Below are 13,481 nucleotides of genomic sequence, written 5' to 3'. Positions count from 1 at the left end.
GCGGTTCCGCAGCGAGATTGAGTTCGCACCGACGCCTTCCAAGTCCGCAAAAGACATGCTCCACCCGACGCCAATGCGGGTGCCAATCGACAACTGAAGGAACTTCGCACTGTCTTGTATACGGGGTTCCGTGTCGTGCAAAGACTGGGAGGCCTGGTCTCAAACTGGAATCTGGAATCTGGAATCTGGAATCTGGAATCTGGAATCGGCAATCGGCAATCGGCAATCGGCAATCGGCAATCGGCAATCGGCAATCGGCAATCGGCAATCGGCAATCGGCAATCGGGAGCCAGGAGCCAGGCAAACGGAAACCAGACCAGAGTGCGAAAGCCCGGGGTTACTCCCGCCCGCAGGCCACGCAGCGGCCGCCAGGCCGCCCCACGCGGCATTTCCGGGCACTGAAGGCCAACGCGCCGCAAGCGCCTGGAATGGAGCAAAAGACATGCACCGCCCGGCGGCAATGCCGCGGCCGCCAGGCCGCCCCGCCTGAAGCAAATGAGCATTCCCCCAAGGCAAAACAGCAGAAATAACGCGTCCCGACAAAAAACGGGCAGCCGTGAACGTTTTTGGCGCAATAATTGCTAATGATATGACATTAGGGTTTCGGGGCCAGCGCTCAAAACACGCATCCCCCGGGACTGACCAGATTCAACGCGCCACGTGAAAGGTGTACCCTGCCATGCTTGAAGCCATTGATCTCAGTACCGCGTATGTCGACTTCGACGCCGACTGCATGCTCTTTCACGACCTCCCACAGGAGGACCTGAACCGCCTCGCGGAAATGTCCCGCCTGCGCATGATCTGCCCGAACCAGAGCCTGAGCGACCAGAACTCGCCCTCCGGGCGGGTGTTCAATATCGTCTCGGGCAGCGGCGTGGTGGAGCGGATTTCCAGCTCGGGGCGCCGCCAGATCCTGGCTTTCGTGTTCCCCGGTGATTTCGTCGGCCTGTCCAACTCCGCCTACTTCGAGTACGGCATTCGCAGCCTGACCAACGTTTCCGCTTATGAATTCCCGCGTTCCCGGCTGGTCGAACTGTCCGAGGCCTCGCCGGTGCTGAAGGCCAATATCCAGAGCATCCGCGATCGTGTGCTCGCCCTGACGTTCGACCAGGTGTTCCTACTGGGGCAGCGACGCGCCCACGAACGCCTGTGTTTCTTCCTGCTGCACATGCTGGAGCGCCTGCCGGGCGCGCGGGCGGAACGCATCCAGTTGCCGATGTGCCGCCAGGACATCGGCGACTTCCTTGGCCTGACCCCGGAGACGGTCAGTCGCTCCCTGGCCAAGCTGAAGCGGGACGGACTGATCGCCTCGCCGACACCGCAGACGATCTGTATCCGGGATATGGAGCGGGTGCAGGAGCTGGCGGATATCAGCTGAGGGGCTGGGAGAAATAGCGCAGGATCGCACCTGCCCAGTGCGCCTGCCGGCCTTCCAGTGCAACAAATTGGTGCGCTGAGTCGGCATATTCCATCGCGGGGTTGTGCGCCATGCCCACGCTGCCTTCCGCCCGGTAAGTCGCGCGCTCGTAGGCCAGTGCGGCCTCCAGGCGCTGCTCCAGGCCGGTCCGCGATTTCAGCAGGGCCAGCAGGTCGACCTGCAACTCGACAGCCTCCGGGGCGCTGGCGTTCTGCCGCAGGTGCGCGGCGTCGCGCTGCCGCCAGGCGGTGTACAGCGCGCGGTCGCGCAGATAGTGCCAGCCGCGCAGCAGGTGCGAGCCCGCGGCGTCGGGCTCGAGGTCCGGTAACTGTGCTGCCTCAGGGGGTGTCGCCATGCCCTCGTCGAAGCGCGGGTCGCAACACAGCAGGTGGCCGTGCCCCGGTGTTTGCAGGCGCAGCAGCTCCAGCGCACAGGCGCTGGCCGCGCCCAGGGCGATAATGTCCACTGCGCCTGTGCTCATCTCACGCAGAAACGCGGCAATGGCCGCCGCCATATCCCGCGGCTGGATGGTCGGCGCTGCCACCCGGGTTTCCCCGTGGCCCGGCAGGTCCGGCGCCAGTACCCTGCGACCCCCAGCCAGGGCGAGAGCCAGTTCGCGGACCGAACTCGCGCTGAGGCCGAGGTCGTGAAGCAGCAACAGCGGCCGGCCCGGTGCTTCGCCACCGCCGTGGAAATAGTGAAATTCACCCTCATTCCAGCGGCGAAACGCCCGCCGCAGGCCGGGAGTCGTCTCCTCCACACCCACTGGCCTGCCGCTGCTGATGTCTCTCGCGTGACGCAGGAAGAACTCCCGGGTCGCTGCGGGTATATCGGCGAAGTCATCGACAAGCAGGGTTTCCACCGGTTCGGGCAGGGGTGGGTACTGGTCCACGTAACGACTCAGGGCGTCGGGCCTGGCCACCAGCAGTTGCGCGGGCACAGCCAGATGGCCGAGATCGCCGCGGATGTCGTAGTCGAGTACCGCGCGGTAGGCGGCGCGGTAGCTGTCGCCGGCCTCCATGATGTCCATGGCGCTGTCGTGCATCTCGGCGTTGGTGGCGGGCCAGTGGATGCGCGCTTCAGGGCTGCGCTGGTACCAGGGGTAGTAATCGTGCTGGTCCTTGATCCGCGACCACAGCCAGGCCAGGTGGCTGCCGTTCCACTGGGGCAGGAACGGCTCAAAATACCTGTTGCAGAGTTCCCGGCGCTCGGATTCGCTGTTGATCAGCACTCCGTTGGCGACCAGTGCCCCCACCCGCCGGGGATGGCGGGCGGCGAGGCGGACGCCAATGATCGCGCCGGAGTGCGAGCCGAAAACCGCCGGTTTCTCCAGCTCCAGCGCGTCGAAGAGGCCTACCAGGGCGTCGACGAATTCATCCAGGCAGGGCGCAGTATCCACCGGTTGCAGCGGGTCGGACTGGCCGTAGCCCGGGGTGTCGGGGGCGATGACCCGGAAATCGCGGGCCAGGAATTCGATCAGCGGCAGCAGTTCCCGGGAGTTGCGCGGCGACTGGTGGATCAGCACCACCGCCGGGCCGCTGCCCGCCTCGCGGTAGTGTACCTGGCGGTTACCGAGGCAGGCGTAGTGGCGGCTGACAGCCGGGGTGCCCATGCGGGTTACTCGCCCTGCGACCGGGACAGGCCCAGGTTGCCGGGTGCGAGGCGGTGCTGCGGATCGTTATGCTGCTTGATCGCGCGTACCAGGTCCATCGCCGGCCCCTGCAGGCGCTCGCGGTAGGGATAGGCCTTGCCGACCTGGAAATTCACCGCGCCGTGCTCGACATAGAGCTCGATCAGCGCCTGCTTGAGTTCGTGCACATACTCGCGGGCTTCCGGACTGCCCGCATACACCGGCAGTTGCGCGAGGTAATCCGCCGGCACCACCTCGCGGTGATAGGCCGTGATCTCGTCCGGCCAGTAGAGTGCCAGTTCGTAGAGGAAGCCGGAGGTGCCCACGGTGGCGAACATGCCGCCGTGCCACACGCCGAGCCGATCCATTGCGTCCCGGCGCTCGCTGAACAGGGCTTTGAGGGCACGGTGGAAGCCGGGCACGGCGGAGTGGGGCAGGATGCCGTGCAGGGGTACCCAACGTTCGCCGTTGGGGCCCAGGGTATTGTAGAAGGGCGCGAAGGGCATGCCGCGGACCACCGAGGGAGCGGTGGCGGGAATCTCGTTGCCCAGGCGCTCCACCAGCTGGCGGATGCGGTGCAGGCGACTGCGCACCTCGTGGTCGTCGACGCCCTCGACAATGTAGTGGGTCATGTAGGCGGAGCGGCCCATGATCCGCCGGGCGGAAAGTCCCGCCCGCGCCAGTTGTTTCAGGCCCTCCCACCAGGAGGGCGAGCTGTTGAGGATGGACAACGCGATCCTGAAGGTTTCCCCGGCGTTGTCCTGGCGGGCGATCTGGCCCTGGGAGAGGGCGCTATCCAGGGAGAAGTGGGTATCCTCCAGTCCCTCCAGGGCAATCAGGCGCATGGATTCGTGCATTGCCTCCAGCGTGGGGAAGGCAAACGACGCACAGCGGTGTGCCGGGCGGCGCCTGAGCAGCGGCAGGGTGATGCGCGCCTTGATCCCCAGGGCGCCGCAATCGCCGGTAAACAGGCCGGTCAGGTCCGGGCCGAAATAGCGCAGGAAGGGCCCGCTGCCGGCGGCGGCCGAGCCGGTCTGCAGCAGCGTGCCGTCGGCCAGTACGATATCCATGCCCAGGACGGACTGCGCCGAGATTCCGTGGGCGCCGGAACCGTGGCTGATGGTGTTCTGCGACATGGAGCCGCCAACGGTGGCAATCATGCCCGAGAAGGGCCCCCAGAAGGGGGTGCGCAGGCCGCGTTCGTCGAGGGTTTCCTTCAGGGCTTTCCAGGTAACGCCGGCTTCCACCGTCACGTAGCCGTCCAGTTCGTTGATCTCGGTAATCCGGTCCATGCCGCTGAGGTCCAGCAGCAACTGGTCCTCTGTGTCGGCAATGTAGCCGTCGGTGTAGGAGGCACCGCCGCCGCGCAGGTTGAGGGTGACCCCCTGGGCAGCGGTCGCTCGCACCAGCTCCTGTAATTGTTCTACGCTTTGTGGGCGCACCACGGCCAGCGGGGTGGCCAGGCGGCGATAGACATCGGTGTAAAAGCGCTCGCCGGCGGCGCCGGTGAGCACTGCGTCCGAACCGACGATGGAGGTGAGCGTGTCGTGGAGTTCGATGCTGATGGGCATAAGTCGGGTTCCGGGATGCGCCGTGGCGGCGCCGCGCGCCAGCTTGCGCGACCGGGCGTCGCCGGGTGGATGGATATTCCGGCGATGCTACCGGGCTGGCGCCAGCTGTCCTTGATTAATGTCATGGCGCCGCCGCGGTGTAAAAGGAAACTGGAGCACAATGAAAACCGGATTACCGGATCGGGGAATCGAACAATGAAACCTTTGAGGATAGCGGCGTTCGCGCTGTTGGCGCTGGGCGCAGCCACCACCGCAGCCACTGACGCCGTGATCCCCTTCGCGGAGCAGGCGCAGCCGCCGGCCCCGGACTACCGCAATGCGCAATCCTGGGCGGCGCTGCCCGAGGCCCCCGGCGCCAGCCAGGTGACCCCAGCGGGGGCTTCGGCGGCCACCGGCGAGCGCGACGTCGACGTGTTCTATATCCATCCCACCACTGACACCAGCGCCAGCCGCTGGAACCAGCCGCTGGATGACGCGGCGGTAAACGCCTGGACCGATGCCAGCGTCATCGCCCGCCAGGCCAGCGTGTTCAATGCCTGCTGCCGGGTCTACGCGCCGCGCTACCGTCAGGCGACCGTGCTCGCCGTGCGCGCCGCCGCTCCGGGCGGGGACGGCAACCTTGCCTACGATCTCGCCTACAGCGACGTGCTGCGGGCCTTCGACGACTACATCGCCAATCGCAACCAGGGCCGGCCCTTCGTCATCGCCGGGCACAGCCAGGGCGGCCTGCTGGCCTATCGCCTGCTGCGCGACCGGGTGGATTCGACAGCGCTGCAACAGCAACTGGTGGTGGCCTACGTGGTCGGTCTGGACCTGATGGAGGGGGACTTCGGGCGCACCTACCACAGCCTGCAGTTGTGCTCGACCCCCGACCAGACCGGCTGCGTTGCCGGCTGGAACACGGTAAACGGCGAGGCGGATATCGCCCTCTACGGGAGCATGGCGGGTGCGCGTTACGCCGCGCAGTACCAGACCGATGAAGGCCGCACCGGTGTCTGCGTCAATCCGCTGACCTTCAGCGCCGACCAGCCCCAGGCGCCGGCCTCCGCCAGTCTCGGCGCCGTGCCGGGCGCCCCCGACGCCAGCGCGCCGCAGGCGCTGAAAGCGGGCCTGGTCAGCGCGAAGTGCACTGGCGGCTACCTGGTGGTGGAGGCAGACCCCGCGCTCGACCTGCAGCCGCTGCCCGGCGGCAGCATGCACTTCCATGATATCGGCCTGTTTTACGCCGACATCCGTCAGAACGTCGCGCGCCGCATCGCCGCTTTTGGCAGTGCTGGCAAGTGAGTAACAGCGGCGCCCCGGGAATACCGGGATCGCTGTATTTTCAGGATTTCACAGGGCCGGGAAACTGCATCCGGCACATTACGTAAACAGAGGAGCTCGGTTCAGCATGGAAAATAAATTTACTCGGCGTTCCGCCCTGCGGGGCATGGGCGCACTCGGCGCCGGCGGGCTGATCCTGCCGTCCATGGGTAGCCAGGCCGCGGCGCAGCCGGTGGTTGGCATGGGCTCAAAATACGGCATCAAGGATCTCGACCTCTCCACTCCGGAAGCGCGCTCCAGCGTGATCACCAAGGTGATGGGGAGTATCGGCACCGAGGAGACCCACGCCTTCATGCGCTTTCACATGTACGGCTACACCGGCGACGGCAACCTGATGCCGATGTTCAACCTGAACAGCTACATCCTGCAGAAGTGGAAGCAGGTGCAGCCGGGCACCTCCGAGCTGCGCCACTACGAAGTGGGCTACTACTGCGACTTCGATACCGACAACCCGATCACCCACTGGACCAACCCCTTCTCCGGCAAGACCATCGAGTTCGAACCCTTTATCCTCGGCCCGATAGGCCGCCTGTACACGCCCGAAGGCATCATCGCGCCGGGCATCGCGCCCAACCCCCTGCGGATCAACGTGATCGGCAACCGGGTTTTCGTTCCGGCCCAGTCGATTGAATCCTTCCCCAATGTCTTCACGCCCGAGGAGTGGCCGGAGATCTCCACCGGGCCGAAGGTCTACTGGGATTCCATGTACACCTTCTCCGCCAACATCGATGACGTGCTGAACCCGGAGCTGACCTGTGCCCCGGCGGAAATCCACATGCAGAATTTCACCAGCTGGCAGCCCTGGCTCGGCTTCGGCAACAACCAGGGCCGCAGCATGGCGCGCGCCTTCGGCTGTAACATCAGCGGCTTCGATGCGCTGGAACCCCAGGTGCGCGCGGGCTTCGAGAAATTCACCCCGGCCATCTTCGATACCGACAACTGGAACGACGTGCGCTTCGATTCCATGGACTACTACAACAAGGCGAAAGCAGAGCGCGAGGCGGCCAAATCATGAGGCGTAGCGGGGTAGGGCTGATCGCCCTGTGGATGGCGCTGTCTTCGCTGCCCGCGGCAGCCGCGGACGCCGATGTGGACATGGACGCCATGGAGGCGCTCTACCAGGAGCGCTTCAAGGGCACCATGGAGAACGGCGGCTATATCAAGGCCTACGAGCCGCAGGAACCGGTGCCGGGCGCCGACCCGGTCGCGCCGCTGGCGGTCGCCAGCGCGGCGGAACTCGGCATCGACAGCGCGGCCCTGGACCGCGCCGAGCAGTACGCGCGCGACAACAATTCCACCGCCTTCATCGTCTGGTACCAGGGCAAGCTGCAGCGGGAGACCTACTTCGGTGACGTCACCGCAGCGACACCCCTGACCACCATGTCGTTGTCCAAGCCGATGACCTCGCTGGCCGTGGGCCGGGCCATCCAGTTGGGTTATATCAAGTCGCTGGACCAGCCGCTCGCCGATTTCTTTGGTGAGTGGCGCGGGACGGAAAAGCAGAGCATGCTGGTGCGCCACCTGCTGGATATGCGCACCGGCCTGCTGCCCCAGGCCTACAGCACCGACCCTGACAACCCCCTGAACCGGGCCTACCTCTCACCGGTGCACGGCAAGTATATTGTCGAGAGCTATCCCCTGGTCGCCGAACCCGGCAGCGTGTATGTCTACAGCAACGCCACCGCCGACCTGGTGGCGGTCCTGATCGAGCGCGCCACCGGGCAGCGCTACTCGGATTTCCTCGGCAACGAGGTGCTGGCGAAAATCGGCGCAGCGGGCGGCAGCCAGTGGGTCAATCGCCCCGGTGGTACGGCGCATTCCGGTTGCTGCGGCTATTTCCCGGCACAGACCTACCTGCGCATGGCGATCGCCATGCTCGACGACGGTGTTGTGGATGGCGAGCGCCTGCTGCCCGAAGGCTACGTCAACGCGATGACCACGCCCACGGCGCAGAACCCGCACTACGGCCTGGGTATCTGGGTCGGCGGCGAGTACATCGAGCGCCGCGGCTTCGGCGGCCCCAACCACCCCGGCCCCAAGGTCCTGCACAGCGAGCCCTTCGTGGACAAGGGTATCTACATGTTTGACGGCAACTTCAACCAGGTCGTCTATATCATGCCCAGCCTGGAGCTGATCGTGCTGCGGGTGGGCAAGGCGCCGCTCAAGTCCCCCGAGTGGGACAACAGCTACCTGCCCAACCTGGTCGCGCGGGGTATCAAGGGGGATTGACCGCGCCGGTCGATCCCTTGTTTTCCGTTTTTCGCCAATTTACAGCCAGCAAGGAAACTACATGAGCCACGAACTGGATCAGCAAAATCTCTCGCGCCGCTCCTTTGTCGGCGCCGGCCTCGCCGCTGCTACCGCGGCGGCCGCCACCCCGGCGATCGCCGTGGCCGCCGTGCCCCCCGCCAGCGGTGCCAACCCCAACCTGAAACCGCTGGATGTCGACGACCCGCGGGAGAACCTCTACGGCTTCGCCAAGCTCTGGGGCACCATCGGCGACAAGGCGGTCCTCTCCGGCTACCAGGGCGTGCAGTACGCCATCGTCGGCTCCGAGCGCGCCAAACCGCTGTTCGGCTATGTCGGCTTCGGCAATATCCGCAACAAGATCCTGCCCGATGGCACCGTCAAGGTGATGGGCAAGGAGGCCGGTTACTTCACCGACCTGGCCACCGGCGAGATCATCGACTACTGGGACAACCCCTGGACCGGCGAGCGGGTCGAGGTGTTCCCCTTCCTCAACGACGCGTTCCGCGGCAGCCTCGGCCTGGAGCGCAAGGTGTTCCGGGTGGGCGACGGCGAGACCGTGAACAACGACATGGGCAAGAAACCGAAAGGCGGCGAGCCCTTCCGCCTGCCCTGGCAGGTGATCGGCGACCAGTACCTGCTGGGCTGGGACTACGCCCACGAGTACACCAACCCGGTAACCCCCGAGGGTTGGCCGAAGGCCTCCACCGGGCCGCGGGTCAACCCGTCCGAGCACTTTACCCTGTTCACCTCGCGCGACGAGATCGACGACCGCTCCACGGAGACCGCGCGCTTCACCGCTGGCTTCATGCGCCAGGCCCCCTGGTGGCCCTGGATGCTGATGGGGCAGAGCGGGGTGCACGGCGTCCTGATGGGGCGCATGCACAGCTACCAGATCACCGGTGGCATGGATGACGTGCCGGCGGTGGTGCGCGACCGGGTGGAGCGCGATCGCCCCGACCTGTTCGAGGAACCCACTGACGGCCCCGACCTCGGCGTGGTGGGTACGCTGGAGCACTACGCCCGGCAGGTGCCCCCGGAAACCCCCGGCTACAAGCGCGAGGGCTGATTGCCAGCGTCCCGCCGCCCGGCCCGCGGCGGGACGCCATTTCCCCCGGGCCTCATGCGATCACCACGGATGACAATTGTCATGTTTTTATGCGGTTGAATCGTTCACTGTATCCTCTGTAATTCTTACCCGCTGCACCGTCCGCGCCACCGGTTTTTATGCCGCACGAGAGCGTATAGTGACCGGATGCAGGTGGGTGTCATGCATCAATCGCCGGCGCACCCATCCGCCGGAGCGTATTTGCGATGAGGTTAAAACGTATGAGCTATCGTCTGGGAGTGGATGTCGGGGGTACCTTCACCGACCTGCTGTTGATCAACGAGGAGAGCGGGGAAACCTTCACCGCCAAAGTGCCTTCCACCCCGCAGGACTCTTCCGTGGGTGTGCTGAACGGGGTTGCCCGCATCTGCGAGGAGTCCGGTGTCGATCCGAAGCAGATCAGCCGGGTGATGCACGGCACTACCGTGGCGACCAACGCGGTGCTGACCGGCAAGGGTGCACGGGTGGGCCTGGTGACCACCAAAGGTTACGAGCAGACCCTGCAGGTAGCACGCTCCTTCTGCCCCGGCGGCCTCGGCGGCTGGGTGAGCTTCGTCAAGAGCCCGCTGCTGGCGCCGCTGGAACTGACCATCGGTGCCAGCGAACGCATCGGCGCCAACGGCGAGATCGTGACTGAACTGGATGAAGCCGCGCTGCGCAGCGACCTGGAAAAACTTCGCGCCACCGGCCAGGTGGAAGCCCTGACCATCTGTTTCATCAACGCCTATGTGAACCACGCCCACGAGATGCGGGCGCGGGAAATCGCCATGGAGATTTTCGACGACGTGCCGATCTCCATCTCCAGCGAAGTAGTGCCGGAGATGCAGGAATACGAGCGCACCGAGACCACCGTGGTCAACTCCTATGTGCGTCCGGAAGTGGCCAAGTACGTCAACAACCTGCAGAACTCGCTGGAGGAGCGCATGGGTGAAAGCGTACACCTGTCGATCCTGCGCTCCGACGGCGGCCTGGCCTCGGGCCGCGCCTCCGCCGAATCCCCGGTCAACCTGCTGATGTCCGGCCCCGCCGGCGGTGTGACCGGCGCGCTGTACTTCTGCACCCGCGCCGGCTACGACGACATCCTGACCTTCGACATGGGCGGTACGTCTACCGACGTGGCGCTGATCCAGGGCGCCCGCGCCAAGGTGCGCCGCGAAACCATCGTCGGCGACGTGCGCGTGCGCGCCCCTTCCGTTGACGTGCGCACGGTCGGCGCCGGCGGCGGCTCCATCGCCTTCGTTCCCGAACTGACCAAGGCGCTGCGTGTCGGCCCCGAGTCCGCCGGTGCGGTGCCCGGGCCCGCCGCCTACATGAAAGGCGGTGTCGAGCCCACGGTCTGCGACGCCAACGTGGTGCTGGGCTACCTGCCCTCGGACGTGCAACTGGGCGGCGCCATGGCCATCGACCGCGACGCGGCGGAAAAGGCCGTGGCGAAAGTCGCCGATGCCATGGGTATCGATATGATGGAGGCCGCGGAAGGGATCATCCGCATCGCCAACGAGGCCATGTTCGGCGCCCTGCGCCTGGTGTCCGTCGAGCAGGGTTATGACCCCCGCGACTTCGCCCTGGTGGGCTTCGGCGGCGCCGGTCCGCTGCACGCCAACGCCCTGGGCATCCTGACCAGCGCCTGGCCGGTCATCGTGCCCCCCGGCCCCGGGGTGTTGTGCGCCTACGGCGACGCCACCACCCAGGTGCAGGACGAAGCCGCCCGCACTTACCTGACCATGGTGGAAGACACCAGCGCGGACAAACTGCTGGCTGACCTGGCGGAACTGAAAGCGCGCGCCTCGGAATCGCTGATTGCCGATGGCATCCCGTCCGAGGACCTGGCCGTGACCTACCAGGCCGACCTGCGCTACGTCGGCCAGGCCTTCGAGATCAGCGTCGAGTTTAGCGAGGCGGATCTGCGCGAGCAGGGCCTCGCGCTGATCACCGACTATTTCGACAACGAGCACGAGAAGCTGTTTACCTTCAAGCTTGGCGACGGCCACGAAATTCTCATGATCCGCGCCGTGGCCAAGGCCAATGCCGGCGAGATCGCACTGAAGCGGCTGGTCGACGCCGGCCTGACCCTGGACGACTGCAAGCTGCACGACACCCGCATCTTCAGCGGCGGGCAGTGGCACGACGCGGTCATCTACGACCGCAAGCTGCTGCAGGAAAACATGCTGGTGCCGGGCCCGGCCATCGTCAGCGAGATGGATTCGACGACACTGGTGCTCCCGGGCTACGCGGCCCGCGTCGATAGCATCGGCAACCTGCTCATCAACCCGGCCGATGCGGTCTCTGAGTAACCACGGGGGAATTTACAATGCCAGCCAATATTATTGAAACCAACCTGACTCCCCTGCAGCGCGTCGATGTCGAAGGCGTGACCGTCGACATCATCGAGAACGCCCTGCGCAACGCGCGCGAGGAAATGGACGCGGTGCTGTTCCGCACCGCCATGTCTCCCGGCATCCGCGAGCAGGGCGACTGCTTCCCGATGATCGCCAACCGCGAGGGCAAGATGGTCGTCGGCCAGTTCGGCTCCTTCATCCCGGGCTTCAACAGCGCCTACAACGGGGACATCGAAGAGGGCGACATCATCCTCACCAACGACCCCTACATGTGCAATGCGGCGGTGTCCCACCTCAACGACTGGATCGTGCTGCTGCCGGTGTTCAAGGAAGGGCGCCACATCGCCTGGTCGGCGATGTTCGGCCACATGTCCGACAACGGCGGCATGGTGCCCGGCTCCATGCCGATCGAGGCCACCACCATCTTCCAGGAAGGCATCCGCATTCCTCCGGTGAAGCTGTACAAGAAGGGCGTGCTGCAGGAAGACATGCTGGAAATGATCCTGCACAACGTGCGCACCCCGCAGTGGAACCGCTTCGACCTCAACGCGCTGGTCGCGGCCTGCAAGACCGCCGCGCGCCGCTGCGTGGAGCTGGCCGAGCGCTTCGGCGACGACGTCTTCGACTCCACCATGCAGATCATGCTGGAGCGCAACCGCATGGCCATGAGCGAGATCATCAAGATGATCGTCCCCGAGGAGCCGCGCGAGTTCACCGACTACCTCTGCGACGACGGCAAGGGCATGGGCCCCTACGCCATCACCTGCAAGATGTGGCGCGAGGGCGAGCGGGTAATCTTCGACTTCGAGGGTACCGACCCGCAGGCGCAAAGCTCGGTGAACTTCTTCCTCAACGAGGACATGTTCAAGATGTTCTTCGGCTCGTTCACGATCAACATCGTCGACCCGCAGATCATCTTTAACGACGGCTTCTACGACCTGGTGGACGTGCGCATCCCGCAGGGCACCCTGCTCAAGCCGAACTACCCGGCGGCGCTGTCCGGCCGCACCCACGCGCTGGGCCGCATTTTCGACATCCTCGGCGCACTGCTGGGCATGGGCGCACCGAAGGAACTGCTGAACGCCGCCGGCTTCTCCGATTCGCCGCACCTGTTCTACTCCGGTTACGACGACAAGGGCGAGTGGTTCCAGCTGTTCCAGATCGGCTTCGGCGGCATTCCCGGGCGCCCGGTAGGCGACGGCCCGGACGGCCACTCCCTGTGGCCGGGCTTCACCAACGTGCCCAACGAGTTCATCGAGTCCTACTTCCCGATGCGCATCGAGAAATACGAGACCATCACCGACTCCGGCGGCGCCGGCCTGCACCGCGGCGGCAACGGCCTCAGCGTGGCCTACCGCTTCCTCTGCGACGGCGAGATCGGCATCCACGACGACCGCTGGCTGATGTACCCCTGGGGTGTCAACGGCGGCGAGCCGGGCCTGCGTTCCACCAAGCTGCTGGTGCGCGCGGATGGCTCCGAGGAATGGCTGCCGTCCAAGCGCGAGGGCATCCAGGTGAAGGCCGGCGACCTGCTGTACTTCAACACCTGGGGTGGCGGCGGCTGGGGTGACCCCTTCGCGCGCGATCCGCAGCTGGTGCTGGCGGATGTCAATCGCGGCCTGGTGTCGGTGGACGGCGCCCGTCGCTACGGCGTGGTGATCGTCGACGGGGCAGTCGATACGGCGGCCACCGAGGCCCTGCGCGCGACCATGGCCGAAGCGCGCGGCGAAATTGCGGTGTTCAACCGCGGTGGTACGATCGAGGAAATCAAGGCCCGCTGCCTGGAGGAAACCCACCTGCCGCCGCCGGTCGCGCCCACGTTCCGGCGCCAGGCCAGCTAGGACAG

At 65.7% G+C, this 13,481-nt stretch carries 9 protein-coding genes; 7 read left to right on the top strand and 2 right to left on the bottom strand.

Going from position 1 to position 13,481, the window contains the following annotated elements; all coding sequences use genetic code 11:
• The first annotated feature begins 679 nt into the window (after positions 1-679).
• Entirely contained in the window at positions 680-1,378 is a 699-nt protein-coding gene (locus ACNKU3_RS16465) for a Crp/Fnr family transcriptional regulator (protein WP_418260640.1), read from the top strand.
• Here ACNKU3_RS16465 and ACNKU3_RS16460 read toward each other — a convergent pair.
• Both ACNKU3_RS16460 and ACNKU3_RS16455 read right to left on the bottom strand, forming a co-directional pair.
• Complete coding sequence (locus ACNKU3_RS16460; RefSeq protein ID WP_418260639.1) at positions 1,371-3,029, bottom strand: alpha/beta fold hydrolase; 1,659 nt, start codon at positions 3,027-3,029, stop codon at positions 1,371-1,373. The two genes, ACNKU3_RS16465 and ACNKU3_RS16460, sit on opposite strands and share 8 nt — an antisense overlap.
• A 5-nt stretch (positions 3,030-3,034) precedes the next feature.
• Positions 3,035-4,618, bottom strand: a complete 1,584-nt coding sequence (locus tag ACNKU3_RS16455) for an FAD-binding oxidoreductase (protein ID WP_418260638.1) — start codon at positions 4,616-4,618, stop codon at positions 3,035-3,037.
• 195 nt (positions 4,619-4,813) lie between these two features.
• On the opposite strand from ACNKU3_RS16455, the gene ACNKU3_RS16450 reads away from it, so the two are divergent.
• The 6 genes from ACNKU3_RS16450 to ACNKU3_RS16425 all read left to right on the top strand — a co-directional run bounded on the left by ACNKU3_RS16450 (position 4,814) and on the right by ACNKU3_RS16425 (position 13,476).
• Complete coding sequence (locus ACNKU3_RS16450; protein ID WP_418260637.1) at positions 4,814-5,902, top strand: DUF3089 domain-containing protein; 1,089 nt, start codon at positions 4,814-4,816, stop codon at positions 5,900-5,902.
• 106 nt (positions 5,903-6,008) lie between these two features.
• Entirely contained in the window at positions 6,009-6,956 is a 948-nt protein-coding gene (locus ACNKU3_RS16445) for a DUF1838 family protein (protein ID WP_418260636.1), read from the top strand.
• Positions 6,953-8,170 (top strand): serine hydrolase domain-containing protein, encoded by a 1,218-nt coding sequence (locus ACNKU3_RS16440; RefSeq protein WP_418260635.1) that lies wholly within the window; start codon positions 6,953-6,955, stop codon positions 8,168-8,170. Before ACNKU3_RS16445 ends, ACNKU3_RS16440 begins: the two co-directional genes overlap by 4 nt.
• 61 nt (positions 8,171-8,231) lie before the next feature.
• The gene (locus ACNKU3_RS16435) at positions 8,232-9,257 is read left to right on the top strand and encodes a DUF1838 family protein (RefSeq protein ID WP_418260634.1); all 1,026 of its coding nucleotides are present in this window, start codon (positions 8,232-8,234) and stop codon (positions 9,255-9,257) included.
• A 260-nt stretch (positions 9,258-9,517) separates the two neighbouring features.
• Positions 9,518-11,590 carry a hydantoinase/oxoprolinase family protein gene (locus ACNKU3_RS16430; protein ID WP_418260633.1) on the top strand — a complete coding sequence of 691 codons (2,073 nt, stop codon included), beginning with the start codon at positions 9,518-9,520 and terminating at the stop codon, positions 11,588-11,590.
• A gap of 17 nt (positions 11,591-11,607) precedes the next feature.
• The gene (locus tag ACNKU3_RS16425) at positions 11,608-13,476 is read left to right on the top strand and encodes a hydantoinase B/oxoprolinase family protein (protein ID WP_418260632.1); all 1,869 of its coding nucleotides are present in this window, start codon (positions 11,608-11,610) and stop codon (positions 13,474-13,476) included.
• Positions 13,477-13,481 lie beyond the last annotated feature (5 nt).

The sequence above is a fragment of the Haliea sp. E17 genome (assembly GCF_048323675.1).
Lineage (GTDB): Bacteria > Pseudomonadota > Gammaproteobacteria > Pseudomonadales > Halieaceae > Mangrovimicrobium.
Note: the sequence above shows the minus strand (reverse complement) of the source record. Positions and strands in the feature narration are given on the sequence as shown.

Bases quoted from the DNA above. Each gene is read 5' to 3' on its own strand.
- ACNKU3_RS16460 (WP_418260639.1), bottom strand. From the start codon at position 3,029: ATGGGCACCCCGGCTGTCAGCCGCCACTACGCCTGCCTCGGTAACCGC.
- ACNKU3_RS16445 (WP_418260636.1), top strand. From the start codon at position 6,009: ATGGAAAATAAATTTACTCGGCGTTCCGCCCTGCGGGGCATGGGCGCA.
- ACNKU3_RS16455 (WP_418260638.1), bottom strand. From the start codon at position 4,618: ATGCCCATCAGCATCGAACTCCACGACACGCTCACCTCCATCGTCGGT.
- ACNKU3_RS16425 (WP_418260632.1), top strand. From the start codon at position 11,608: ATGCCAGCCAATATTATTGAAACCAACCTGACTCCCCTGCAGCGCGTC.
- ACNKU3_RS16440 (WP_418260635.1), top strand. From the start codon at position 6,953: ATGAGGCGTAGCGGGGTAGGGCTGATCGCCCTGTGGATGGCGCTGTCT.
- ACNKU3_RS16465 (WP_418260640.1), top strand. From the start codon at position 680: ATGCTTGAAGCCATTGATCTCAGTACCGCGTATGTCGACTTCGACGCC.
- ACNKU3_RS16430 (WP_418260633.1), top strand. From the start codon at position 9,518: ATGAGCTATCGTCTGGGAGTGGATGTCGGGGGTACCTTCACCGACCTG.
- ACNKU3_RS16450 (WP_418260637.1), top strand. From the start codon at position 4,814: ATGAAACCTTTGAGGATAGCGGCGTTCGCGCTGTTGGCGCTGGGCGCA.
- ACNKU3_RS16435 (WP_418260634.1), top strand. From the start codon at position 8,232: ATGAGCCACGAACTGGATCAGCAAAATCTCTCGCGCCGCTCCTTTGTC.